The 25,035-nt window shown below is 60.1% G+C and carries 23 protein-coding genes; 10 read left to right on the forward strand and 13 right to left on the reverse strand.

Annotated features, from left to right (window positions below; translation table 11 throughout):
- Window positions 1–7 precede the first annotated feature (7 nt).
- The 4 genes from MO767_RS06805 (at window position 8) to MO767_RS06820 (ending at window position 3,349) form a co-directional block, all read left to right on the forward strand.
- Window positions 8–1,459 (forward strand): mannose-1-phosphate guanylyltransferase/mannose-6-phosphate isomerase, encoded by a 1,452-nt coding sequence (locus tag MO767_RS06805; protein ID WP_282479904.1) that lies wholly within the window; start codon window positions 8–10, stop codon window positions 1,457–1,459.
- A 170-nt stretch (window positions 1,460–1,629) separates the two neighbouring features.
- Entirely contained in the window at window positions 1,630–2,094 is a 465-nt protein-coding gene (locus MO767_RS06810; protein WP_282479905.1) for a multidrug transporter, read from the forward strand.
- 32 nt (window positions 2,095–2,126) lie between these two features.
- Window positions 2,127–2,954: an SDR family oxidoreductase gene (locus tag MO767_RS06815; RefSeq protein ID WP_282479906.1), complete on the forward strand. Its 828-nt coding sequence runs from the start codon at window positions 2,127–2,129 to the stop codon at window positions 2,952–2,954.
- Window positions 2,951–3,349, forward strand: coding sequence for a DUF4440 domain-containing protein (locus MO767_RS06820; RefSeq protein WP_282479907.1), 399 nt, complete (start codon window positions 2,951–2,953; stop codon window positions 3,347–3,349). The genes MO767_RS06815 and MO767_RS06820 overlap by 4 nt, the downstream gene beginning before the upstream one ends.
- 148 nt (window positions 3,350–3,497) lie before the next feature.
- Here the strand turns inward: MO767_RS06820 and MO767_RS06825 are convergent, their stop codons facing one another.
- Genes MO767_RS06825 through MO767_RS06840 form a run of 4 tightly spaced genes read right to left on the reverse strand, consistent with a single transcriptional unit; the run spans window position 3,498 to window position 8,288 of the window.
- A complete protein-coding gene (locus MO767_RS06825; protein WP_282479908.1) occupies window positions 3,498–4,346 on the reverse strand; it encodes an HlyD family secretion protein in 849 nt (282 codons plus the stop codon).
- Window positions 4,347–4,371: 25 nt separating this feature from the next.
- Window positions 4,372–4,572, reverse strand: coding sequence for a DUF1656 domain-containing protein (locus MO767_RS06830; RefSeq protein WP_007896379.1), 201 nt, complete (start codon window positions 4,570–4,572; stop codon window positions 4,372–4,374).
- Window positions 4,562–6,766, reverse strand: a complete 2,205-nt coding sequence (locus MO767_RS06835; RefSeq protein WP_282479909.1) for an FUSC family protein — start codon at window positions 6,764–6,766, stop codon at window positions 4,562–4,564. The genes MO767_RS06830 and MO767_RS06835 overlap by 11 nt, the downstream gene beginning before the upstream one ends.
- 10 nt (window positions 6,767–6,776) lie before the next feature.
- Window positions 6,777–8,288 carry an efflux transporter outer membrane subunit gene (locus MO767_RS06840; RefSeq protein ID WP_282479910.1) on the reverse strand — a complete coding sequence of 504 codons (1,512 nt, stop codon included), beginning with the start codon at window positions 8,286–8,288 and terminating at the stop codon, window positions 6,777–6,779.
- A 192-nt stretch (window positions 8,289–8,480) separates the two neighbouring features.
- Between MO767_RS06840 and MO767_RS06845 the strand changes: the two genes are divergently transcribed.
- The 3 genes from MO767_RS06845 to MO767_RS06855 all read left to right on the forward strand — a co-directional run bounded on the left by MO767_RS06845 (window position 8,481) and on the right by MO767_RS06855 (window position 11,597).
- Window positions 8,481–9,449, forward strand: a complete 969-nt coding sequence (locus tag MO767_RS06845) for a LysR family transcriptional regulator (protein WP_282479911.1) — start codon at window positions 8,481–8,483, stop codon at window positions 9,447–9,449.
- 522 nt (window positions 9,450–9,971) lie between these two features.
- Complete coding sequence (locus MO767_RS06850; RefSeq protein WP_282479912.1) at window positions 9,972–10,946, forward strand: D-glycerate dehydrogenase; 975 nt, start codon at window positions 9,972–9,974, stop codon at window positions 10,944–10,946.
- A gap of 141 nt (window positions 10,947–11,087) precedes the next feature.
- Window positions 11,088–11,597 (forward strand): DUF2165 domain-containing protein, encoded by a 510-nt coding sequence (locus MO767_RS06855; RefSeq protein WP_282479913.1) that lies wholly within the window; start codon window positions 11,088–11,090, stop codon window positions 11,595–11,597.
- Window positions 11,598–11,624: 27 nt separating this feature from the next.
- On the opposite strand, the gene MO767_RS06860 is transcribed toward MO767_RS06855, so the two are convergent.
- Window positions 11,625–12,527: a DMT family transporter gene (locus tag MO767_RS06860; protein ID WP_282479914.1), complete on the reverse strand. Its 903-nt coding sequence runs from the start codon at window positions 12,525–12,527 to the stop codon at window positions 11,625–11,627.
- A gap of 138 nt (window positions 12,528–12,665) precedes the next feature.
- On the opposite strand from MO767_RS06860, the gene MO767_RS06865 reads away from it, so the two are divergent.
- Window positions 12,666–13,541 carry an AraC family transcriptional regulator gene (locus MO767_RS06865; protein ID WP_282479915.1) on the forward strand — a complete coding sequence of 292 codons (876 nt, stop codon included), beginning with the start codon at window positions 12,666–12,668 and terminating at the stop codon, window positions 13,539–13,541.
- A 117-nt stretch (window positions 13,542–13,658) separates the two neighbouring features.
- Here MO767_RS06865 and MO767_RS06870 read toward each other — a convergent pair whose 3' ends face one another.
- From MO767_RS06870 to MO767_RS06905, 8 genes are all read right to left on the reverse strand, one after another.
- Window positions 13,659–16,088, reverse strand: a complete 2,430-nt coding sequence (locus MO767_RS06870) for a TonB-dependent receptor (RefSeq protein WP_282479916.1) — start codon at window positions 16,086–16,088, stop codon at window positions 13,659–13,661.
- Between the two features lie 150 nt (window positions 16,089–16,238).
- Entirely contained in the window at window positions 16,239–17,228 is a 990-nt protein-coding gene (locus MO767_RS06875) for a FecR family protein (protein WP_282479917.1), read from the reverse strand.
- Complete coding sequence (locus MO767_RS06880; RefSeq protein WP_282479918.1) at window positions 17,225–17,788, reverse strand: RNA polymerase sigma factor; 564 nt, start codon at window positions 17,786–17,788, stop codon at window positions 17,225–17,227. The genes MO767_RS06875 and MO767_RS06880 overlap by 4 nt, the downstream gene beginning before the upstream one ends.
- Before the next feature lie 4 nt (window positions 17,789–17,792).
- Window positions 17,793–18,119, reverse strand: a complete 327-nt coding sequence (locus MO767_RS06885) for a DUF3325 domain-containing protein (RefSeq protein WP_282479919.1) — start codon at window positions 18,117–18,119, stop codon at window positions 17,793–17,795.
- On the reverse strand, window positions 18,120–19,700 hold the full coding sequence (locus MO767_RS06890; protein WP_282479920.1) for a PepSY-associated TM helix domain-containing protein: 1,581 nt from the start codon (window positions 19,698–19,700) through the stop codon (window positions 18,120–18,122).
- The gene (locus MO767_RS06895) at window positions 19,697–20,002 is read right to left on the reverse strand and encodes a DUF3649 domain-containing protein (RefSeq protein ID WP_282479921.1); all 306 of its coding nucleotides are present in this window, start codon (window positions 20,000–20,002) and stop codon (window positions 19,697–19,699) included. The genes MO767_RS06890 and MO767_RS06895 overlap by 4 nt, the downstream gene beginning before the upstream one ends.
- A gap of 209 nt (window positions 20,003–20,211) precedes the next feature.
- Window positions 20,212–20,619 (reverse strand): HPF/RaiA family ribosome-associated protein, encoded by a 408-nt coding sequence (locus tag MO767_RS06900; RefSeq protein ID WP_074873857.1) that lies wholly within the window; start codon window positions 20,617–20,619, stop codon window positions 20,212–20,214.
- A gap of 213 nt (window positions 20,620–20,832) precedes the next feature.
- Window positions 20,833–21,780, reverse strand: coding sequence for a LysR substrate-binding domain-containing protein (locus MO767_RS06905; RefSeq protein ID WP_010463175.1), 948 nt, complete (start codon window positions 21,778–21,780; stop codon window positions 20,833–20,835).
- A 135-nt stretch (window positions 21,781–21,915) separates the two neighbouring features.
- Here MO767_RS06905 and MO767_RS06910 point away from each other — a divergent pair, with 135 nt between their 5' ends.
- Both MO767_RS06910 and MO767_RS06915 read left to right on the forward strand, forming a co-directional pair.
- On the forward strand, window positions 21,916–23,292 hold the full coding sequence (locus MO767_RS06910) for an L-serine ammonia-lyase (RefSeq protein ID WP_282479922.1): 1,377 nt from the start codon (window positions 21,916–21,918) through the stop codon (window positions 23,290–23,292).
- A gap of 62 nt (window positions 23,293–23,354) precedes the next feature.
- Window positions 23,355–24,656: an HAAAP family serine/threonine permease gene (locus tag MO767_RS06915; protein ID WP_282479923.1), complete on the forward strand. Its 1,302-nt coding sequence runs from the start codon at window positions 23,355–23,357 to the stop codon at window positions 24,654–24,656.
- Window positions 24,657–25,035 lie beyond the last annotated feature (379 nt).

The following is a 25,035-nucleotide window of genomic DNA, read 5'->3' on the forward strand; positions in this document are numbered from 1 at the left end:
TAACAACATGATTCCGGTGATCTTGTCAGGTGGTAGTGGCTCACGTCTTTGGCCGCTTTCGCGCAAACAGTTCCCTAAGCAATTTCTCGCCCTGACCGGCGAACAAACACTGTTCCAGCAAACCCTGGAACGCCTGGTGTTCGAAGGCATGGACACCCCCATCGTGGTCTGCAACAAGGAACACCGTTTCATCGTCAACGAGCAGCTGGACGCCCGTAAACTGGACGTACAGCGCATCCTGATGGAACCGTTCGGCCGCAACACCGCGCCAGCCGTGGCCTTGACCGCACTGATGCTGGTCAACGAAGGTCGCGACGAATTGATGCTGGTGCTGCCAGCCGACCACGTGCTGGAAGATCAGAAAGCCCTGCAGCGTGCGCTGGCCTTGGCCACGGTCGCTGCAGAAAACGGCGAAATGGTGCTGTTCGGCGTACCGGCCACCAAACCGGAAACCGGCTACGGCTACATCAAGTCGGCCAATGATTCGCTGCTGCCCGAAGGTGTCAGCCGCGTTTCGCACTTCGTCGAAAAACCGGACGTGAAGCGCGCCACCGAGTTCGTCGAGTCCGGCGGTTATTTCTGGAACAGCGGCATGTTCCTGTTCCGTGCCAGCCGTTTCCTCGAAGAGCTGAAAAAACACGATCCGGACATCTACGACACCTGCGTGCTGACCCTGGAACGCAGCGAGCAGGATGCCGACACGGTCGACATCGACTCCGCCACCTTCGCTTGCTGCCCGGACAATTCCATCGACTACTCGGTGATGGAAAAAACCCAGCGCGCCTGCGTTGTACCGCTGACCGCGGGCTGGAGCGATGTCGGCTGCTGGTCGTCGTTGTGGGAAGTGAATGAAAAAGACGCCAACGGCAACGTCACCAAAGGCGATGTGGTCATTCAGGACAGCAAAAACTGCATGATCCACGGCAACGGCAAACTGGTGTCGGTGATCGGCCTGGAAAACATCGTGGTCGTCGAAACCAAGGACGCCATGATGATCGCCCACAAGGACAAGGTCCAAGGCGTGAAACAGATGGTCAACACCCTCAACGATATGGGCCGTAGCGAAACCCAGACCCACTGCGAAGTCTATCGTCCGTGGGGCTCTTATGACTCGGTGGACATGGGCGGCCGCTTCCAGGTCAAGCGCATCTCGGTCAAACCGGGCGCGTGCCTGTCACTGCAGATGCACCACCACCGCGCCGAACACTGGATCGTGGTCAGCGGCACCGCTGAAGTGACCTGCGACGAAAACGTGTTCCTGCTCACAGAAAACCAGTCGACCTACATCCCGATCGCCTCGGTCCACCGCTTGCGCAATCCGGGCAAGATCTCGCTGGAAATCATCGAAGTGCAGTCGGGCAGCTACCTGGGCGAAGACGATATCGAGCGGTTTGAAGATATCTACGGTCGCTCTACCCCGATCGAACGCGGCGTGTCGGTGAAAACCATCGCGCGGTGATTGATCTGTAACACAAGAAGCCCCCGCCCGACCCGCTGCGTTTCCCTATCCGCAGCGGGTTGGGTGGGGGCTTTTTTATTTCTCGTTCCCACGATCTACCTCGCAAGCCCATCGCCAACCGCACCCACGCTTAGGTAGGATGACCTTCTCCCCCTCCCGAGGTTTGCGTCATGTTCATCGGCGTCCTGCTGGTCATCACCTGGCTGATTTTGTTGCTGCGCTACCCGGCCAAGGCATTGCCGGTCTCCGTGGCGGCGGCCATCGGGTTGGGTGTGGTGGCAACGTGGGTGATCTGGATGGACAGCCGCGAGGTCAAGCAACTGGCGCGTCTTGAGTTGCGCATCACTTATGCGCCCGACCACTGCCCGGCGGACCGGCCGTTGCAACTGAAAATGAACAACGGCAACGACGTGCCGCTGACCGAACTGCGCTGGCGCGTCGCCGCGTATGCGCCGGGCGATACGGTTAATCTGGCCGACAATCAATACGCCGCACCGCGCTATCGCGGCCCCGGCGAACTGCAGGCCGGCGCGAACTGGGAAGACTGTTTGCCGCTGCCGCCACTGCGCCCTGGTTATCGCCCGCAAACACTGGTGTTTCGCGCCGAGCATTTGCAAGGTAGTTTCTCCGACTAATTCCCTTCTTCATTTTGCACAAGGACCGCGCCATGCCCGTTGCGTTGATTACCGGTTGTTCCAGCGGCATTGGCCGCGCCCTCGCTGATGTTTTCAAAAATGCCGGTTACGACGTCTGGGCCAGCGCCCGCAAGGCTGAAGACGTGGCGGCGCTGGCCGCTGCCGGTTTCACCGCCGTGCAACTGGACGTCAACGACGGTGCAGCACTCGAACACTTGAGCGAGCGCATCAACCAGCAACATGGCGGCCTCGACGTGCTGATCAACAACGCAGGTTACGGGGCCATGGGGCCGTTGCTCGACGGCGGTGTACCGGCCATGCAGCGGCAATTCGAAACCAACGTGTTCGCCATCGTCGGCGTCACCCGCGCCCTGTTCCCGGTGCTGCGCCGCGCCAAGGGTCTGGTGGTGAACATTGGCAGCGTGTCCGGGGTTTTGGTCACCCCATTCGCCGGCGCCTACTGCGCCTCGAAAGCGGCGGTGCATGCCTTGACCGATGCGTTGCGCATGGAGCTGGCGCCGTTTGGCGTGCGGGTCATGGAAGTCCAGCCAGGCGCAATCGCCTCGAGCTTTGCCAAGAATGCCGGCCATGAGGCAGAGCAGCTGATTACCGAACAATCGCCGTGGTTTCCGCTGCGTGAAGGCATTCGCGCACGGGCCAAGGCCTCTCAGGACAACCCGACCCCGGCCAGTGAATTTGCCGCAGGGTTGCTCAAGGCCGTGCAGCAGAGCAAACCACCGCGTCTGATTCGTCTGGGCAATGGCAGTCGGGCGTTGCCGTTGCTGGCGGGGGTGTTGCCCAAAGGGCTGCTGGAGGCGGGGTTGATGAAGCGGTTCGGACTGAAGGGGCAACTTCCATGACTGATTACACCGAATACTTTGACGAAGTGATCCAGGCTCACGTCGCCATCGAGCAATGGTTGGCCGAGGAACAGGACGAGCCGGCGCTTGAACGGTTGCTGACGCGTTTTTCGCCGCAATTTTCCATGGTCTCGCCGCTGGGCCGGGTGGTGGATTTCGACGCGTTGAGTGAGTTGTTTTTGATGGCGGGCGGGAAGAAGCTCGGGTTCAGAATTGAGCTCAGCGAGTTGCGCGGCATTGCCTGGCACGATGGTGGCGCGACGGTGAGTTATCGCGAGCAGCAGACGGATGCAACCGGTCTGCATTCTGACCGGCGTTCGACCGTGGTGTTTGAGAAGCAGGCAGATGGCAAGGTGGTTTGGCGGCATTTGCATGAGACGTTTTGCAAGGAGTGAACTGCCGCTATCTGTCAGTGGGACCGAGTCGCCTTCATCGCGAGCAAGCTCGCTCCCACAGGGGTTGGCGTCGTTCACAAAACCTGCATTCGAACTCGGTCAATGTGGGAGCGAGCTTGCTCGCGATGAAGGCGACTCGGTCTTACGGTCAGTTAACAACCACAGTGCACGTAATCCCCGCCGCCAACAGCACCCCCTCCGGCACTTCATCAATGTGAATCCGCACCGGCACCCGCTGCGCCAAACGCACCCAGTTAAAGGTCGGGTTCACATCCGCAATCAGCTCGCGACTTTCCGGGTTATCACGGTCGTAGATACCGCGAGAAATGCTTTCCACATGCCCCTTCAACACTTCCCCACTCATCAGCTGCATGTCGGCTTTATCGCCGATCCGCACGTGGGGCAATTTGGTTTCTTCGAAGAAGCCATAGACCCAGAACGAGTTCATATCGACCACAGCCATTTTCGCCTCGCCGATGCGCGCGTAGTCGCCGCGATGCACATTGAGGTTGGTCACATAACCGTCCACCGCTGCGCGGACCTCGGTGCGCTTGAGATTGAGTTCGGCGGCTTCGAGCTGCGCCTGAGCATGCTGGTAATCGGCCAGGGCCGAATCGGCGATGTTGCTGGCGTCGTCACGGTTTTCCCTGGAGATCACCAGGTTATCCATGTCGGCGCGGCGGTGGGCGTTGACCTTGCGCATCTCCCACGTCGACTTGCGCGAGGCCACCAGCGCCTGCGCCTGTTTGACCGCAATGCGGTAGTGCTCGGGGTCGATCCGCATCAGCAAATCACCCTTCTTCACCTGTTGATTGTCACGCACCGGCACGTCCACCACTTCCCCAGTGACGTCGGCGGCGACGTTGATGATGTCGGCGCGCACCCGACCGTCACGGGTCCATGGCGTGTCCATGTAATGCACCCACAGGGTCCTGCCGATCCACATCGCAAGGGCCAGCACCAACAGAGTGGCGAGCAGGCTGAAAAGCTTTTTCATGAGGGCCTTCTTCAGTGATAGAGAGTCAACGGTAAACAGTCAGCGCCAGGGCGCCGAACAGACAGGTAAACAGACTCAGGCGCAGCAGCGCCGGGTGCCAGAAGAAGCGGTACAGATCGAATCCGGACAGGAACCGGTCCAGCGCCCAGGCCAGCGCCGCCGCGATGAAAAACATCAGGGTCATGGTCGGCATGTACACGCCGTGGAAGGCGATTTCACGAGGCATGTTCAAGTCCTTGGGGCTTGGCGCTGGCGTTGGCATTTATGTAGCCGGCGAGCGGTGATTGCGGGTCCAGCAACGAAGTGCGGATGAAGTGCAGGTAGCTCTTCACCCGGCGCAGGGCCGAGGTATCGAAGTGCGGCGCGAAAGGTTCGTCGGTGGCTTGCACCCGGCTGATCGCGTGATCGACGGCGATCAGGCCGCGCTCCAGGTTGCTCTGGCTCGGTTGCAGAAACAGCCGCACCAGCGAGCGCCCCATCACCCGAATCGCCTGGCGCCACGGTTGGGATTCGGCATAGGCCGGATGCACCGGCAGGATCGCCTGCTCCTTGCGCAACTCGATGATCGCGTGGCCGACTTCCAGCACCACAAACATCCAGCGCAGCAAGTCCCGTTGCACCTGGGGCTGCCCCGCCGCGAGACCGTAGGCCTGATGCAGCAAGTCCCGCGTACTGCTTTCGAAACTCGACGCCAATCCCTTGAGTTTGCCGCTGATGGCGTACACCACTTGCCCGCGTAAATCCTGCTCCAGCCGACGCCACAACCAGCGGCTGTTGGGCGGCAGAATGATCGCCCCGGCCGCCGCGCACACCAGCATGCCGAGCACCATGGCGATGTAGTCGTTGATGAACGCATAAGGGTTGTAAACGGTGAGGTTGTCCGGTACCGAACCGGTGCTGAAAAAGATCAGCAAACCGAGACCGACACCGGCGTATTGCGGCCGCGAAGTGAGGAACGAACCGAGCACGATCACCGGCGCGAGCATCACGCAGAGCAACGGAAAGCCGTCGATCCACGGGAAGATGAAAAACATCTCGACGAAGCCGATCAGGGCCCCGAGGAGCGTCCCGCAAGCCATCTGAAAGGCCATGCGTTTTGGATTCGGTGTCGCCGCTGAAAGGCCCACGGTCGCGGCGGCGATCAGCGTCATCGTCGCCCCGCTCGGCCACGCGGTGGCGACCCAATAACTGCCCAGAACCACCAGAATGAACGCCGCGCGAATCCCCGAGGCGGCCGCCGCCATCCAGTTGGTTTGCGGGGTGAACGGTTCATCCCAAAGCTCGCGCGCATGGCTGTGATCGGCCAGCGACGCGTGGGTCTGTGCATAACCGTGCAAGTCGTCGACGAAGCGATAGAGCAGCTCGTACGCGGTATGAAAATCCAGCTGCTCGGCGTCGCTCGGGCCGCCCTCCTGGAAGATCGCCCGCAGGCTGCGAACCCGCGCCGGCAGGCCTTCTTTATAGGCGGTCAGCGCGACCACGAGACGCGCTGCATCAGCGTTGGTCAAGGCGCGGCCGCTGAAGCCGTCGAGCAGCTCGGCCAGGTCCTGCAAACCCGGTTTGATCGCCGCCACCACGTGATCTGTGCCGCCGCTGCGCAAGCGCTCGAGCAACTGGTGCAAGGCGTTGAAACGGGTGGTGATGCCCATGAACTCGCTGTTCAATCGACTGAGCCGACCGTTGCGCCGACGCATGTGCGGGTCTTCAAACACAGTGACGCTACGCAGTCCTTCCAGCCCCACGGCCTCGGCGATGAAGCGCACGTTGCTCGCCTCGAAAGCCTCCCGTTTACTGCGACCACGCAAGCCATCGGTGACGAACAATGCGAACACGCCGAAGCGCTGATACAAGGCGTTACGCATCGCTGCACTGGCGGATTGCGGCAGGATCGCGGCGCTGACCAGCGTGGAACAAACAATCCCCAGGGAGATTTCCAGCACCCGCCACACGGCGGCCATGAACGCGCCGTCCGGGTGCGCCAGTGCGGGCAAACCAACCATCGCGGCGGTGTACCCGGCGAGCACGAAACCATAGGCGCGGAAGTTGCGATAGCGCGCCGCGCCCGCCGAACAGATGCCCACCCAGATCGCCAGCGAACCGAGGAACAGTTCAGTGTTCTGCGCAAACAAAGCAATCAGCGCGACCATCACCGCCGAGCCGGCCAATGTCCCAAGAAAGCGATAGAAACTCTTGGCCAGCACGTGGCCGCTTTGCGGTTGCATGACGATGAACACGGTGATCATCGCCGTGCGCGGTTGCGGCAATTCCAGGCGCATGGCCAGCCACAGAGTCAGAAACGCGGCAAACAGCACCTTGAAAATGTAGACCCAGGTCACGCCATCACTGCGCGCCCAGTCGAAGAAACCCCGGCGCCATTCAAGGGAATACAGCCAGCGCAACGGTGCGGGCAAGGGAGTCATGAAATCCTGCTCAATGATTGAGGGCTTGGAGAATGGCCGGGGTTTTCGGTGCCTGGGTCTGACTGTCTTTCGGCACGTCGTTACCCGCGCCCAATCCACCTCCGAGCGCCGTCACCAGTTCAGCGTGAGCACTCAGTCGTGCGGCCTGCACCTGCTGCTGAACTTGCTGCTGTTTGAACAACAGCGTCTGGGCGTTAAGCACGTTGAGGTAGTCGGTGAGGCCGCGCTGGTAGGCAATCATCGCAATGTCGTAAGTCTTCTGGGCTGTGGCCACCGACTCGGCGGCGAAGGTTTGCTGCTTGTCCATGGATTCGCGGCGGATCAACTGGTCGGAGATGTTTTTCAGCGCGTTGACCAGCGTCTGGTTGTACTTGGCCACGGCGATGTCGTAACCGGCCGAGGCTTCGCCCAGCTCCGAGCGCAAACGGCCGCCGTCGAAGATCGGCAACGTGATAGCCGGGCCGACGCTGTAGTTGAGCTTCTTGCCGGTCAAAAACTCCAGCGCTCCACCGCCGGTGGCCATGTAGCCGAGGCTGCCGACCAGATCGACGTTGGGGTAGAAACCAGCGTGAGCCACATCAATACCCCGTGCCTGGGCCGCCACTTGCCAGCGACTGGCGACCACGTCCGGGCGCTGACCGAGCAACTGCGCGGGCAACGACGACGGCAGTTTCAGCGCTGCGCCTAACGACAACGTTGGCCGCTGCAACTGCGCGCCCTCCCCCGGACCAAAACCTGCCAGGGCTGCGAGTTGATTGCGACTCAGGGCGATTTCTTCGTCCAGTGCATCGATCTGGCGGTGAGTTTCCGGCAGCGGCGTTTCAGCCTGACTGACTTCGAAATGGGTGCCGATGCCGCCGTTCAGACGCTTCTGCGCGAGGTCGAGAATTTGCTGCTGCTGTTTCAAGGTCGCCTCGACAATGTCCCGTTGCGCGTAATGCAACGACAGCTCGATGTAGGCGCGCACGATGTTGTTCTGCAATTCGAGCTGGGCCAGACGCGCTTCGGCAGCGGTCATGTGAGCCATGTCCACGGAGCGCTCGGTGGCGTTGCTTTCGCGGCCCCAAAGGTCGAGGGCGTAGCTGAAGCCCAACGCGGCATTGTTGTCCCAAGTGGTGGTGTTGGCCAACTCGCCCGGCCCGTAAAACTGATCGGTGGGCCAGTTGTGGCGTTTGAGGGTGGATTCGCCATGGATCTGCAACGACTCGGCGGACTCGGTGATGCCAGCCATGGATTTGGCCTGACGCACTCGCGCCGCCGCCATGGCCATGGTCGGGCTGCCTTGCAGGGCGAGGTCGATCCAGCGGTTCAATTGCGGGTCGCCATAGGCCTGCCACCAGTGGGCGGTGGGCCAGTGAGCGTCCTGTGCAGCGTTCTGGATGGCTTCGTCAGTGGCCAATTCATTGGCCTCCAGCGCCTTGCCCTGTGGGGCAATACCTCCGGTACCGATGCAGCCGCTGATTGCCAGGGTTAAAGCCAAAACACTGAGCGTCTGAAGCGCTCTGTTGATGCGACGCGGCACTGCTGCAAATTCCTGAGGTGGGGAGTTGTTCCTGAGGTGGGCAATTCTAGGGGTCGGCTTTGTTGGCGATAAGCTGGGAATCCTGTGAATCTTTGTTACCGTTAGCGCGATAATCCGTTAGTCCATCTTTAGTCGCCTGTAGAAAGTCAGCAACTTCGTGTCACAATTTGCCATTCGCCTAGAGAGCACCCCATGGACACTTTGCAAAACATGCGCGCCTTCAGTTACGTGGCCGAGGCCGGCAGCTTCACCGCCGCCGCCGTGCAACTCGACACCACGACGGCCAACGTTTCGCGCGCGGTCTCCAACCTGGAAGCCCACCTGCAAACCCGCCTGCTCAACCGCACTACCCGCCGTATCGCCCTGACCGAAGCCGGCAAGCGCTATCTGTTGCGTTGCGAGCAAATCCTGGCCTACGTCGAAGAAGCCGAAGCCGAAGCCAGCGACGCCCACGCCCGCCCGGCCGGGCAGCTCAAAGTGCACACCATGACCGGCATCGGTCAGCACTTCGTGATCGACGCCATCGCTCGCTACCGCAAGACGCACCCCGACGTCACCTTCAACCTGACCATGGCCAACCGCGTGCCGGACCTGCTGGACGAGGGCTACGACGTGTCCATCGTGCTCGCCAGCGAGCTGCCGGACTCGGGCTTCGTCTCCCAGCGTTTGGGCATCACCTACAGCATCGTTTGCGCCTCGCCAGCGTATGTAAAAGCCAACGGCTGCGCGCAGAAGCCCAGCGATTTGCTGAACCACGCCTGCCTGCGCTTGGTGAGCCCGGTGATTCCGCTGGAGAAATGGACCTTCGACGGCCCTGAAGGCCAGGAAATGGTGACGATTAATAGCTCACCGTTTCTGGTGAACTCCGCCGATGCGATGAAGACTGCGATCACCAGCGGCATGGGGGTTGGGGTTTTGCCGGTGTATGCCGCGATTGAAGGGTTGCGTAATGGGAGTCTGGTGCGGGTGATGCCCAAATACCGCTCGCAGGAATTGAACCTGTATGCGATCTACCCGTCGCGGCAGTATCTGGATGCGAAGATCAAGACGTGGGTCGAGTATTTGCGCGGGTCGTTGCCGGAGATCTTGGCGGCGCATCAGGCGGAATTAGTGGCGTATGAGTTGAGCGGGAGCATGGGTGGGGTTCGGGTGGCGAACTGATTGGTCGGCTGTCAGGCCGCCTTCACGAGCAAGCCCGCTCCCACAATGGAACGGATACGCCTTTCGCTCCTCACCACTCATCAGGCCGAGCGTTAGCTCGCCTGCAGCTCTTGATCTTGATCCACCCGCCCCTTCGGGAGGCTGAGTGGAGGTGTTCATCCGGGGAGTGGCGCGCAGCGCCGTTCGACGCAGTCGAACACGCTGCATGTAGGTCGTCGCGAAGCAGACCGGAGGGCAGTGTCCCCGGATGGATACCGGAACGAAGGAACGCCGAGCCTAAGCGAGGGGCCGGACGCTCGGGGCGAGCCTTTTTGGGTACTTTTTTGGCGTTTGAAAAAAGTGCCTCGCCGTAAGGGCGAAACCGCCAGCCGCCGTTACCGCAGAAACGGATATGTACACCACCAACAGGAACATGGTCGGCCCAAAGGCCGCCAAGGACAAAAGCGTCCAACGCCCTCGCCCAAATCCAAAGAAGAATGTTAGCGTGCTTGGCACTCTCCAAGCCCGACGAGCCCTCAACCCATGAAAAAGACCGTCCTCGCCTTCAGCCGCATCACCCCCGAAATGATCGAACGCCTGCAACAAGACTTCGACGTCATCGTGCCAAACCCGAAAAACGGCGACATCAACGCCCAATTCAACGAAGCCCTCCCCCACGCCCATGGCCTGATCGGCGTCGGTCGCAAACTCGGTCGCGCACAGCTGGAAAACGCCGCCAAAATGGAAGTCGTCTCCAGCGTATCGGTCGGCTACGACAACTACGATGTCGCCTACTTCAACGAACGCGGGATCATGCTCACCAACACCCCCGACGTCCTCACCGAAAGCACCGCCGACCTGGCCTTCGCCCTGCTGATGAGCAGCGCCCGCCGCGTCGCCGAACTGGACGCCTGGACCAAGGCCGGCCAATGGCAAGCCACCGTCGGTGCGCCATTGTTCGGCTGCGATGTACACGGCAAAACCCTGGGCATCGTCGGCATGGGCAACATCGGCGCGGCCATTGCACGTCGCGGGCGGCTGGGTTTCAACATGCCGATCCTCTACAGCGGCAACAGCCGCAAGACCGAGCTGGAACAAGAGCTCGGCGCACAGTTCCGCAGCCTTGATCAACTGCTGGCCGAAGCTGATTTCGTCTGCCTGGTGGTGCCGCTCAGCGAAAAAACCAGACACCTGATCAGCCATCGCGAACTGGCGTTGATGAAGCCGAGCGCGATTCTGGTGAACATCGCCCGCGGCCCGGTGGTGGACGAACCCGCCTTGATCGAAGCCCTGCAAAACAACCGGATTCGCGGCGCCGGGCTGGACGTTTACGAGAAAGAACCGCTGGCCGAGTCACCCCTGTTCCAGCTGAAAAACGCGGTGACATTGCCGCACATCGGCTCGGCGACTCATGAAACCCGCGAAGCCATGGCCAACCGTGCCTTGGCTAACTTGCGCAGCGCTTTACTCGGGGAGCGACCGCAAGATCTGGTGAACCCGCAAGTCTGGAAACGCTAACTAAAACGGGCAGGCGTTCCAAACGTCTGCCCGTTACATACACAACTTGCAATTCAGTTCACTGCTAAAAAAAAGATACTCACTATAAACTCCCCACCACTTAGTTAAATTTACAGACTTTAGTTATGGAGAGCACTTACATTGAACTACCTTTCAACCGACAAACTCATCAGGTACAGCAAAGTCATTCTTATGGCCTATATAAGCTTCTTTGGCTTGATGGTGATGTACAGCAACTTTACCGACTACGCATCCAATTACGAATACGTCGGCCACATTCTCAGCATGGACACTACCCGAGAGAACCTGAACCTGAGCTACAGAGCAATCACTTCGCCGATACTCCATCACCGAATTTATTGGTTCATCATCACTCTGGAAGTTGTTTACACGGCTTTCTGCTTGCTGGGCACGTACCATATTTATCGAAACATCAATACTCCTGCAGCCGTTTTTCACGAAGCGAAGAAGTTTGCGATCATCGGACTATTAATTGGTATTTTTGTCTATTACATCTGCCTGCAAGTGATCGGCACCGAATGGTTCAATATGGATGAATCCGCAACCTGGAACGCCAAGGATTGGGCTCGACACATCGTGGACTTCATGTTTCCACTGCTGATTTACATCGTGCTCAAAATCGAACGCTGAAATTTCAGCGCTCGATTAACCAAACCTTCACGCCAGCTTGCCGTTCCCTTGCACCATCGGCACCCGGGGCTTACGAAACACCAGCACATTGCCCAGCATCACCAATACCAAACCCGCCAAGGCGGGCGCGGTCCATTGATAGCCTTCGGCAAACGCCGACACGTTCAGCGCCACGATGGGGAACAGTACGGTGCAATAGGCTGCGCGTTCCGGCCCCATCCGCCCGACCAACGTCAGGTAGGCCGTGAAACCGATCACCGAACCCGGAATCACCAGGTACAGCAGAGAGCCGATGTAGCGCGCATTCCATTCCATGTCGAACGGAATGCCTTTGACCAGGCACCACACCGAAAGCATGGCCGCGCCATAGGCCATGCCCCAGGCGTTGGTGGTCAGCGGTTTGAGCCCGGCTTTCTGTTGCAGGCTCGACAGCATGTTGCCCGCCGAGAAGCACAGTGTCCCGAGCAATGCCAGGCCCAACCCGAGCAAGGTTTGCGGGCTCGCGGTATGGCCCGCCACCTCAGGCCAGAACAACAGGCCAAGCCCAAGCAGCCCCAGCGCACCGCCCATCAGCACATTGCGAGCGACTTTCTGGCCGAAGAACACGCGTGCATTGAGTGCGTTCCACAACGTGGCGGTGGAAAACACCACCGCAACCAGACCACTGGGGATCCACTGGCTGGCAGTCAGAAAACACATGAAATTGATGCAGAACAGGCACAACCCCTGCGCCAGACAGATCAGATGCCCGCGACGGTTCATCACTTGCAGGCGGCGACTCAGCAGCAACATGACGAACAGCACCAACGCTGCAAGGCCGAAGCGATAGACGATCGACACCGGAATCGCCACCACGCCCAATTGCCATTTCAAGGCAATCCACGTGGTGCCCCAGATCAGCACGGTCAGAAGGTACAACGAAAGGTTCATGGCAAAGACTCCTGAATAGGCCTTCAGTGTCCTGCGCCAAGGCCTTTCGCACTTGCATAAACTTGCGCTTTTGTCGGACCACAGGCTGGCAGCCGAACGGCTACAGAGTAGGATGCAAGGCGTCGGAGAGAAGCCATCATGCCTGCACTGGAAACCCTGCAAGTCTTTCAAGCCCTCAACCGCTCGCCCAATGCTCGCCTGGAGCACAGCGCCGAGCTCGGTGACGGCATGGCTGCAGCCTTGTGGAGCAACCATCACGACGCCCAGGATTACGAAGCGCCGAGCCATCACACCCTGTCCTGTTACATCGCCGGCGGCACCGGGACCTTTCGCCGCGACCAACCCGGCACCAAGGGCGGCCCGGACAAGCTGTGCATCCTGCCGGCCGAGCATCAATCGGGTTGGGTGATCAACGGCGACATTCGCCTGGCCCACCTGTATTTCAGCCCTGAACAATTTGCCCTTGGCTGCGTTACGTTGCTGGACCGCGAACCTCGCGAGCTGCAGCTGCGCGAAGCCACCTTTCTGGACGACCCGGCGCAAGCCCGACGCTTTAGGAAAATGCTCACACTCAACTGGAACGAGCCCGGCGAACGCGTGCTCACCAGCAGCCTGGCCCATGAAATGCTCAGCCACGTTTTGCTCGGTCAGGTCGGGATGCGTGAGGGGTTGCGGCTTAAAGGGGGATTAGCTGCGCATCAGCGACGGCAGTTGGTGGAGTTCATCGACAACCAATTGGCCGAGGCCATCAGCCTGGGGCAGTTGGCCGCGTTGTGTGCGCTGTCGGAGTATCACTTTGCGCGGATGTTCAGAGAGAGCTTTGGGTTGCCGCCGCATCAGTATGTGTTGGCTCGCAGACTGAGTCGGGCGCGGGAGTTGTTGCGTTCGACGTCGCAGCTGTTGGGGGAGATTGCGTTGGCGTGTGGCTTTGCCAGTGCGAGTCATTTCACCAATCGGTTTCGTCAGGCATTGGGCGGGACGCCCGGCGAATATCGCCAGGCGTTTTTGCGATAGGCCTGAAGTCTTCAGTGTCTGGCACGCCGCCATCGCGAGCAGGCTCACTCCCACATTTGGAATGCATTCCCCTGTGGGAGCGAGCCTGCTCGCGATGAACGATGACGCGGTTTCCGATCAGAACTCCAAAGTGCTTGAGAGCGACACCTGCCGCGAATCCCCCATCGACACAAAGAACCGGCTCGCCGCCGAGGTGTAGTAGGTGCGGTCAAACAGGTTCTTCACGTTGAGCTGGAACTTGACCTTCTGCCCCTCGACTTTGGTGTCGTAAGTGGCGAACGCATCGGCCACGGTGTAGCTCGGCAAGTCGAAATCGTTTACCGCATTACCCGCTCGCTCACCGACATACCGCGCCCCTGCGCCGACCCGTAGCTGATCGCCACCGACGATGGTGCCGAAGTCATAAACCGCCGACAGCGAACCACTATTCTTCGCTACATTTTGCAGTTTTTTGCCTTTGTAGATTGGGTCTTCGGTGACTTCGGCATCGGTGTAGGCATAGCTGCCGATCATGCTCCAGCGATCACTCAATTGACCGCTCAAGTCCACTTCCAGACCACGGGAACGCACTTCACCGGCGGCGCTGTAGATCGTCACCGGTCCTTCGGAGTTGGCCACCAGCACGTTGCGTTTTTTGATATCGAACAGCGCGACGTTTCCGGTGACGCGGCCCGGCATGTCGAGCTTGGCGCCGATTTCCCAGGACTTGGCTTCTTCCGGCGCGATGCTGCCGTCCAGCACGGTGCTGCTGCCGCTCAACGGCGCGATAGTCGAGTTGGGTTTGAACGACTCGGTGTAGCTGCCGTAGAACGACAGTTCATCGGTGTAGCGATACACCAGACCGGCGCGAGGCACCCATTTCTGGCCGTTGCTGTCGGTGTTGGCCTTGAACGGTACGCCTTTGCCGGCGTACTGGTCGTATTCCTGGAAGCGTCCGCCGGCCACCAGAATCCATTGATCGGTCAGGTGGATCGAGTCCTGGAGGAATACCGAATCGCTACGCAGTTCATCGGTCTGCGCACTGTCCGCCGGGCTGACCGTGGTGCCGGCGACTTCGCGGCCGTAAACCGGGTTGACGTAGCTGAAGGTGCTCAGGCTTTTCTGACGGATCAGGTCTTCGCGGTAGATCTTGCGGTATTCATCATCGACGCCGAACACCAGGTCATGTTTCATCCCCGCGAGCTGGACATTGCCTTCAAGGCTGGCGGTGGTGAAGCGGTCGGTGCTGATGGCGTTCTGAGTGCCGTCCATGCTGCGGGTCAGGGTGCCTTTCTGGGTGTCGATGGCGGTGATGCGCACCTGGCTGGCGTCGTAGGTTTCGCGGTTCCAGCTGTAGCCGAAGTGGGCTTTCCAATTGTCGTTGAGCTCGTGATCGGCCTCGAAGTGATAGAGGTCCGAGCGGCCTTCCATGTTGTTGAAAGGCTCGTCGAGGCGACGCTCGCGGGAGATGTCCAGCGGATGATTGTCACGCGGATCGATGATCGTGCCGCGGTCGAAAGGGGTCAGAAACTCGCGGTGTTCGTAGGAGAACAGCAGCGTGGTGCTTTCGCCGAACCAGGCCAGTGACGGTGCTACCAATGTCTCGCGGTGAGTACCGAAGTTGCGCCAGTAATCTTCGTCTTCGTGGTCCAGGACCATGCGATAGGCCAACCCGGAATCACCCACCGCGCCGGTGCTGTCGAGGCCGCCACCGCTGCCGTTTTTGCCGTCGCCATAGGTCGAGCCACGTAGGGTCAATGCGTTGTACTGCTCAAGCTCGGGTTTTTTGCTGACCATGTTGACCACGCCGCCCGGGTCTTGAATGCCATAAAGCAGCGAGGCCGGCCCCTTGAGCACTTCGACCCGGTCCACGGTGGCATTCATGCCTCGGCCCTGCACGATCGGCATGCCGTCGCGCATGATCGAGCCGTTGCGGTTGTCGCCGAAGCCGCGAGTCATCACCGAGTCCTGAGTGCTCGCCAGTGTGTTGCCTTGAGGAATGCCGCTGACGTTGGCCAGCGCGTCATCCAGATTGCGCGGTGCCTGATCGCGGATGACCTGAGCCGGTACCACGTTGACAGTCTGGGGGATTTCCTGAAGCAAGGCCGATGAGCGCATCACCGAACTGGTGGGCGGCGGCTGATAGCTCATGGATTGATCGGCCACCGAGGTGATGGTGGTCGCGCCCAGGTTCAAGGCACCCTCGGTAGGCAATGGCTCCAGCATCAAGGTGTGGTCGTCAGTGCGACGGAAGGTGAACCCCGAACCGCTGAGCAAACGCTGCATGGCTTGCTCGGCACTCATCTGCCCGCTGAGTGCTGGAGCGTTGATGCCGTAAGGCGCCTCATCGGTGTAGACCACGCTGGTGCCGGTGATCCGGCTGAAGTCGCTCAAGGCCTGGGGCAGCGGTTTGGCAGCCATTGCGAAGCTGAACTGCGCACTCTGTCGGGCACTGCCGGCCTCAGCCGCCACCGCCACACTCAACGGCAGCAATGCCAATGCCGAAAAGCTCAAGGCACACGTACCCAACCATTGTTTGACCGAACCCGATTTCGCCCTGGACTTCATTGCTCATGACCTGTGTAGAACTTACAGAATGCGAATGACTCGCAGTTTCAGTCACTACACGGATGGCGTCGGGGTTTACCTCACCAAAATTCTGAAATTATTTTTATCGGGAGTTCAGTAGTGTTTGATCTGACGCCTTCGCGAGCAGCCTCAACGCAAAATAATCAGCTGCCCCAAAACCTTGTGTTGCTCAAACCCCAACACCCCCTGCAACGAACTCAGCACCGCTTGCGGATCCTTGCTCGGAAAACTGCCACTGACCCGCCGCGCCGCGAGTTCATCGTTGAGCAGCACAATCCGTCCCGGGTAATACCGCCCCAGGTCTTGCACCACGTCGGCGAGTGTCGCCTTGTAGTAATTGAGCCATCCCTGACGCCACGCCAATTGCGTTTCGCTGTCGACCGCGTGGAGTTTTTCCGCCGAACCCTCGCCATACGCCACTTGCTGGCCAGCGGTGAGAATTTGTTGTGGAGCGTGCTTGTCCGCCGTCACACCGACCCGCCCGGACAACACCGTGACCTGCGCGCCATGTGGTTGCAGGCGTACTTCGAATTGAGTCCCCAGCACCTTCGCCTGGCCCTTTTCAGCGTCCACTACAAACGGCTCACCGGTGTGGGTCACGCTGAAAAATCCGGCACCGCGCCGCAGCTGAACGTGCCGCTCGCCACGACTGAAATCCACCGCAATCGCACTGTCAGCATCAAGCATGACTTGCGACTGATCCGCCAACGTGACGGTGCGAGTTTCCCCCGGTGCCGACACATAGTCCGCGCCCAGATCATCGACCCAGCGCGACGGTTGCCAGCCAGCACCGAAGCCGATCATCAGCACCAGACACGCGGCCATCGCCAACGCACCGGACCAACGCCGAACGCTGGTACGGCGCGAGCGTTTCATGGCGTTGAGGTAGCCCTGCAAGGCAAACGCGTCTTCATCGGCCAACGTTTGGGCCGGTGTTTCGGTCAACTCCCACACCACTTGCGCCTGGGCGTAAGCCTCGGCATGGGCAGGATCGGCCTGTAGCCAATGGCTGAAGGTGGCCTGATCGCCGCTGCTGGGCTGATCATGCAACAGACTCAACCAGGCAAAGGCCGCCTGTTCCTGAGCAGGCGTCGGGGTGACGCGTTCGGTGTTGTTCACAGTGCTTTCCCTGGCGTGCGCGGGTCGGGTTCCCGCAGGCTGGCCTTGCAAGCCTCGAGGGCGCGCATCATATGTTTTTCCACGGCGCTTTGGGACAACCCCATGGCCTTGGCGATCTCGGCGTATTTGCGCCCGTGAATACGGTTGAGCAAAAAAATCTGCCGCGTGCGCTCAGGCAATGCGCGCAACGCCGCTTCGACGTGACGCAAGTCGTTGCCCGCCTCCAACGCCGCTTGCGGTTCGCTGCCGTGACTGTCGGGTTGATCCGGCATCCAGCCCTCGTTGACCCGCACCCGCGTGCCTTCGCTGCGCAAATGGTCGATGGCGATGTTGCCGGCGCAGCGCAACAGGTACGTACTGAGCTCTTCAACCTGCACCAGCGGCCGACGCCAGAAGCGCAGGAACAAGTCTTGTACCAGATCGGCGGCTGTCGCTCGGCAGCCGACACGACGGCTCACCAGCGCTTCCATTTGCGAACGCTGGGAAAGGAACACCTGCAGGAAATGCGCACGCGCACCGCGATGTTCATCGTCTCGGGATTCCGGGGGGCTGGTGATCATCAGGTCAGCCCTGCGCAAACACGGCGACGGGGCTGGCGAGCACGCTCAACCCGGCCAACGCCAAGGCCAGGCGCGGGCGATACGGCATCAACAACACCAGCACCAGAGCGCTGAGCATCAACACCGCAAACCACTCCACCAATCCAAGCCCCCAACCCGTCGACGACACCGCCGCCCACAGCGATAACGCCAGCAACAACCAACCACTGAGTTTCATCCCTTGGCGGCGACGGACCGAGGGCTTGCGCCCCAGCAGTTCGGCGTGATGCCGATCCATCGATAAACAGAGCGTGGTGAAACCTCCGTAGCACAGCAACAAGGCCAAAAACATTCAGTGTGCCTCTTGCTCAAGCATTATCGATTTCGCCCGCGGTCGGCTGAGGATTCCGGCCTGCCCCGCGCGCTGCATTTTCCACGCAGCCCACGCGAAAAACAGACCACTGCCCAGGCACGTCAGATCGAAACCGGCCATGGCCCAATCGCCCTGAATCAGGGTGACGCCCAAGTGATAAGACGTAGTCATCGCGTTCAGCAGCGGCACCGCACAGAACAGCAACGCCGCCAGCGCCAACTGTTCGACCCACGCTGCACGACCACGGCGGACCATGGCGTGCAACACACTCAGGCCCCAGACGATGAAGAAGCCGTTCACTTCCCAATCCGCCCGCCCGGCCATTCCGACCGGCAACAATCGATTAGCCCAGAAGAACGCCGCCACCGCGACCATCAACCCCGACATGCTGGCGATGTTCAAGACTTCCACCAGTCGCAACTCAAACGGCATCACCCCGCTCTTCGCATGTTTGAGCTGACGCTTGCCGAGCCAGATCACCAGCCCGGTACCGATCATCGCGGTGCCCGCCAAACCACAAATGAAGTACAGCCAGCGCAACACCGGACCGGCGAAATGGCCCATGTGCAAGCCGTAGAAACTGCCGGCAATGGCCATGGGTAGCGCTTGCTTCGGCGTTGCGCTGAGTAGCTGCCCGGTCACGCCATTGAATGTCAACGCGCTGCCAAAGTCGTGGACCACTCGGTCGGCGCCGTCACGCGCAAGAATGACCGAGGCATTCGCATCGCCCGGATTGTTCACCGTCAGCCACCCGGTTCGCCCGCCCGACCACAGCTCGCTGGCCCGTTCCAGCAGCGGTGCCAACGGTACCAACTGGCGCGGCTTGCCTGCCATGTCGGGCGTATTGGACGCCGGAAACACCTCATCGTAAAACGCCTCGACATCACCTTTGTACGCGGCAAGGATGCTCGCCGGCATCACCATCGACATGAAAATCACCAAGCTGCTGTAAGTGATCATCAAATGAAATGGCAACACCAGAACGCCCACCGCGTTGTGCCCGTCGAGCCAGGAGCGCTGGCCCTTGCGCGGGCGGAAGGTGAAGAAGTCCTTGAAGATTTTCTTATGGGTGATGATCCCGCTGATCAGCGCGACGAACATCACCATCGCTGCGATCGTCGACAGCCAGCGCCCCCACGGATAGGGCATTTGCAACTGAAAGTGGAAGCGGTAAAAGAACTCGCCACCGCGTGTGTCCCGGCCCTGCACTTCTGCGCCGGTTTGCGGATCGAGGCGTTTTTTGGTGAGTTGACCGCGCGTGCCGGGCTTGGCCGGCGCTTGCTGCCACCTCACCGAGAGCCCGGGTTCGCGAGCATCCGGTAAATCGATGAGCCATCGCGAGGCACCTGTGGCGTGCTGCTCAAGGTAGTGCTGGGCCAGGGTCAGACTGGCTTCGGAGGACACCGAACGGGCGGGAATTTCCGGCTGCATCCAGTGGCTGATCTCATCCTTGAAATAGGCGAGCGTGCCGGTCAGGAAAATCGCGAACAGCAGCCAGCCGAAGATCAACCCGGCCCAGGTGTGCAGCCAGGCCATGGCCTGTCGCAAGCCCTCTTTCATGAGTGGCCCATCCAGTACGCCAGCCCCGACACCGCCGCCAAAACCACACTCGGCACGATCAATCCGAACCAGGCATGCCACGCACTGCGACAGACAAAGCACCAGAGTACTGCGACCAGATACACCAGAAACGAGGTCATCATCCCGGTGACCACCGCTTCGCCACGAGCCACGGGCAGCCACATCGTCAGGCTGACACTGGCCAATGCCGCGACCAGGTAGCCCCCTAGCACAGCGGCCAGCACTCGGGAAGTGACGGCCAGGCGGTAGGAAACGGGGAGCGCGGTGATTTTGCCTTTCATGTTTCGACCTTGAAACGGGTGAGGCCTCGTGAATGTCACGGAGCCAACAAGGCCGCAATACTAATGATAAATATTCTCATACGCAAAACAGATCCGACGGGATCGTTGTTACGGCAGGCCAAATGATCGTTCCCACGCGCACAAATAAGAACGGGCCTGCATAAGCAGGCCCGTTTTCAGTGGTGGAAAGGTAAAAAGTGAATCAGGCCTCAGCCATTTTGTGCAGCCTGTTCGTTCTCGAGAAACTCGTCTTCCAGCAGCGCATCGGCTGCGACTCTCTCGAACGGCACCACAGCGGCACGTGGTTTGCCCCGAAGTTTGCCAAACAGGTGTTCCAGCGCATGTTCGAGTTTTTCGGCCGCCCCGTCGATCGCCAGTTCCAGGGAGTCGGCTTTATGGGTTACAGAAATCGGTTGGTGGCCTTTTGGACGCGCTTCCAGCTGACAGCGCATGTCATGGGGACCGGGCTTGTCGCCGTTCTCGTCCCGCAGATGAACCTCGACGCGTGTCAGGTCCTCTTCATAACGTTCGAGCGTGCTCTCAATGGTAGTACGTACCCACTCCTCCAGTCGGATGCTGCTTTGAATATGGTTATCGCTGTTGACTTGGATTTGCATAGTTCATCCCTTATTTCAGCTAGCTCGCGAGAGGCACATCGGCTGGCCCTTGGGCGTCATCACCGTGACCTCTTACTTACACAATCGGTCTGCTCGCAGAACAATTCAACCCCTAAAAAAAGATAAATTTTGATTCGCAAAAAAAGCCGGACAAGGAGCAAAAGCGCTGTTAAGGTCGGGAGTTGGGTCGCCTGACTCTTTTGTCACAATTGCTCACATCTGCCGCTCCGCCAGCGGATGCAGGCTTCGAAATATCCCCGCCTCCTCCACCAGCCAGTCATGCACCGCACGCACGCCCGGATGGCTCAGCGCCCCAGGCGCATAGAGCAGCACGTAACGCTTGTGATTGGGCACCGCCAGGCCAAACGGCACGATCAACGTCCCTCGCTCCAGCTCATCATTGAGCAACGTTCGTCGCGCAATCGCCACGCCCATTCCGGCAATCGCCGCTTCGATGGTCAGGTGATTGCGATTGAAGGTGTGCCCACGCCGCACGTCCGCACCTTCGAAGCCGATGGCGTTGAGGTAAAACTCCCATTCCGCGTACTCATAACTGCCGCGCCAGGCGGTAATGTCGTGCAGCAACGGGAAATGCACCAGGCCCGCCGGGCCATGCAGCGGAGGCCGGCCACGCAGCAGGCTTGGGGCACAGACCGGGAAAATCTGCTCGTCGAGCAAGGTTGTCGATAACAAACCGGGATAGCTGCCGTCATTCAGGTCGATGGCCAAATCGAAGTCGCCTTCGTGTAATGGCACGCTGCTGTCCTCCGCCACCAGACGCAATTGAATGTCCGGAAAGCGCTGCTGCAAGCGCGGCAGACGGGGGGTCAGCCATTTGCTCAGGAATGATGGAATCGAGCGCACCCGCAAAATCCCGCTGATCATTCCCGCGTCCAGTCGTCGCAATTCCGCATCGATGCTGCCGTAAGCCTCGTTGACCGTGATGGCCAGTCGCTGGCCCTCGGCGCTCAGTTCCACACCCCGAGCGCGGCGGTGGAAAAGTCGAAACCCCAGTCGCTCTTCCAGTTGTCGAATTTGCTGACTGACCGCACCCGGCGTGATGTGCAGTTCTTCGGCGCAACGGGTGAACGACAAGTGCCGCGCGGCACAGGAAAACACGTGCAGCCAGACGTAAGTCTGGGCGTGCAATTGGCGACTCATTGTTTAGTCCTGCTAAAGGCTGTCTTAGGAAGTTTCGTTGGTCACGTAGGACCGAGGTAGGCAGTATCGCCGACATTGCGCTTGTCCTACAAAAATGGCAGCGATTTCTCTTCCATTGTTTGTATAGGCTTTAGCATGGCTATCAGTGTTTTCGATCTCTTCAAAGTCGGCATCGGTCCGTCCAGTTCCCACACCGTCGGCCCAATGCGCGCCGCCGCGACCTTCGCCCAAGCCCTGATTGACCAACAGTTGCTGGCCGACGTACGGCGAGTAGAAATCCGACTTTATGGCTCGCTGTCGGCGACCGGCGTCGGTCACGCCACCGACCGCGCCTGCATCATGGGCCTGATGGGCGAATGGCCGGACAGCATCGACCCGACCAGCATCGACAGCCGAATCCAGACCCTGCGCGAAACCGGCGAACTGTCCCTTGCCGGTAAATCGACCATCGCCTTCAACTGGCAACGCGATCTCCTGCTGCTCGACGAGAGCCTGCCCTACCACCCCAATGCGATGTCTCTGACAGCCTTCGGCGAAACCGGCGAGTTGTCGGAGCAAACGTACTACTCGATCGGTGGCGGTTTCATCATCGAAGCGGCGGAAGCCGAGTCTGGCATCGCGCCCACCAGCGATGTGGTGCTGCCGTACGATTTCTCCAGCGCCGCCGAATTACTCAAGCTCTGCAACCTGCACGGCCTGCGCGTTTCCGAGTTGATGATGGCCAATGAATTGGCCTGGCGCAGCGAAGCCGAAATCCGTCAGGGCCTGCTGCACATTTGGTCGGTGATGCGCGAATGCGTCGAGCAAGGGCTGCGCCATGAAGGCATCCTGCCCGGCGGTCTGAATGTTCCGCGTCGTGCTGCGAAACTGCGCCGCAGCCTGTTGGAAATCGGCAAGCCGAATGTCATCACCTCCACGCTGTCAGCCATGGAGTGGGTGAACCTGTTTGCCCTCGCTGTGAACGAAGAAAACGCAGCGGGCGGGCGCATGGTCACGGCGCCGACCAACGGCGCGGCGGGGATCATTCCGGCGGTGCTGCATTACTACATGAAATTCAATCCGGACGCATCGGACGATGACGTGGTGGCGTTCTTTTTGGGCGCTGCGGCTGTAGGCATTCTCTGCAAGAAAAACGCGTCCATCTCCGGTGCCGAAGTTGGCTGTCAGGGCGAAGTCGGCTCCGCCTGCGCCATGGCCGCCGCCGGGCTGGCGGACGTGCTCGGCGCCACGCCCGAGCAACTGGAAAACGCCGCCGAAATCGGCCTTGAACACAACCTCGGCCTGACCTGCGACCCGGTCGGCGGCCTGGTGCAAGTGCCGTGCATCGAGCGCAACGCCATCGCTGCCGTGAAGGCGATCAACGCTACGCAAATGGCCTTGCGCGGCGACGGCAAACACTTCATTTCCCTGGATCGGGTGATCCGCACCATGCGCGATACCGGCGCCGACATGCACGACAAATACAAAGAGACTTCACGGGGCGGCCTGGCTGTCAGCTGGGTGGAGTGCTGAGGAGCACTCCCTGACCGTCCGCAACACGTGAGCCCGAGCAAGAACAATAACGAGGCCAAACGATGACCGATGTACGTACGCCTGCTGCCGATAATCCTGCTGTAGACCTGACACGTAATAGCGAAATAACCCACAAGGGCTGGAGTAAATACGACACCACCTGGATGCTTGGCCTTTACGGCACCGCCATTGGCGCCGGCACGCTATTCCTGCCGATCAACGCCGGCGTGGGTGGTTTCTGGCCGCTGCTGATCCTGGCCGTGCTGGCGTTTCCGATGACTTTTTTCGCCCACCGCGGCCTGACCCGTTTCGTGCTGTCCGGTCGCTCCGGGGACATCACCGAAGTGGTGGAAGAACACTTCGGCGTCGGTGCCGGCAAGCTGATCACGCTACTGTATTTCTTTGCGATCTTCCCGATTCTGCTGGTGTACAGCGTGGCATTGACCAACACCTTGAGCAGCTTCATGGAGCATCAGTTGCACATCGCCCCGCCACCACGGGCGATTCTGTCGCTGGTGCTGATCCTCGGTCTGATGGCGATCGTCCGTTGCGGCCAGCGTGTCATCGTCAAATGCATGAGCGTGCTGGTTTACCCGTTCGTCGCAGCCTTGCTGCTGCTCGGTTTCAGCCTGATCCCGAACTGGAACGGAGCGTTCTTCGCCACCGCCAGTGAAGGCATGGCCACGCCGCTGTTCTTCAAGACCTTGTGGCTGGCGATCCCGGTGATGGTGTTTTCGTTCAACCATTCGCCGATCATCTCCGCCTTCTCCGTCGATCAGAAACAGCGTTACGGCGAACAGGCCGAACGCAAAAGCAGCGGCATCCTCGCCATCGCCCACGCAATGATGGTGGTGACGGTGATGTTCTTCTGCTTCAGTTGCGTGCTGGCCCTGTCCCCGGCTGACTTGGCGGCTGCCAAGGCGCAGAACATCTCGATCCTGTCGTACCTGGCCAACCACTTCCAGACGCCAGTCATCGCTTACGCCGCGCCGTTGATTGCGCTGGTGGCGATCACCAAGTCCTTCCTCGGCCATTACATCGGCGCCAGCGAAGGCTTTCAGGGCCTGATCGTGAAAAGCCTGCGCGGCCGTGGCCGGGTGATGTCGGCGAGTTGGCTGAACCGCATGACCGCGCTGTTCATGATCCTCAGCTGCTGGGCCGTGGCGACGTTCAACCCGAGCATCCTCGGCATGATCGAAACCCTCGGCGGGCCCATCATCGCGTGCCTGCTATTCCTGATGCCGATGTACGCCATCCGCCGCGTGCCGGCCTTGCGCCAGTACTCGGGCCAGGCCTCGAACGTGTTCGTGGTGTTGATCGGTTTGATTGCACTGTCTGCGATCATCTACTCATTCATGCCCTGAAACGGGCAGGCAAAAAGAAGGCGGGCTGTAGCAGCTGGCGAAGCCTGCGTTCGGCTGCGTAGCAGTCGTGAAATCAGACGATGCGGTGCCTCAGTAAGACCGAGTCCTCAGGTTTGACGACTGCTGCGCAGCCGAACGCAGGCTTCGCCAGCTGCTACACGGATCGCGTTGCAGCGTGAATACTCAGCATTAGCCACGGCGCCCGCCTCATTTTTGCCGAAATCATTGTTCGACAGTTTTCCCGGCATGGCCCTTGCTAAGTCCTATCTGAGGCAAAAGGACTGTTGAAAACCTCAGCGAGCGACGTGCCGGCGGTCTGGTGTTGCGAACTAATCCCGATCACGGCGGGTCAACAACTGCACGTTCAATCAGGCGGTAA

Origin of the sequence: Pseudomonas sp. UYIF39, assembly GCF_029963765.1 — a bacterium.
Classification (GTDB): domain Bacteria; phylum Pseudomonadota; class Gammaproteobacteria; order Pseudomonadales; family Pseudomonadaceae; genus Aquipseudomonas.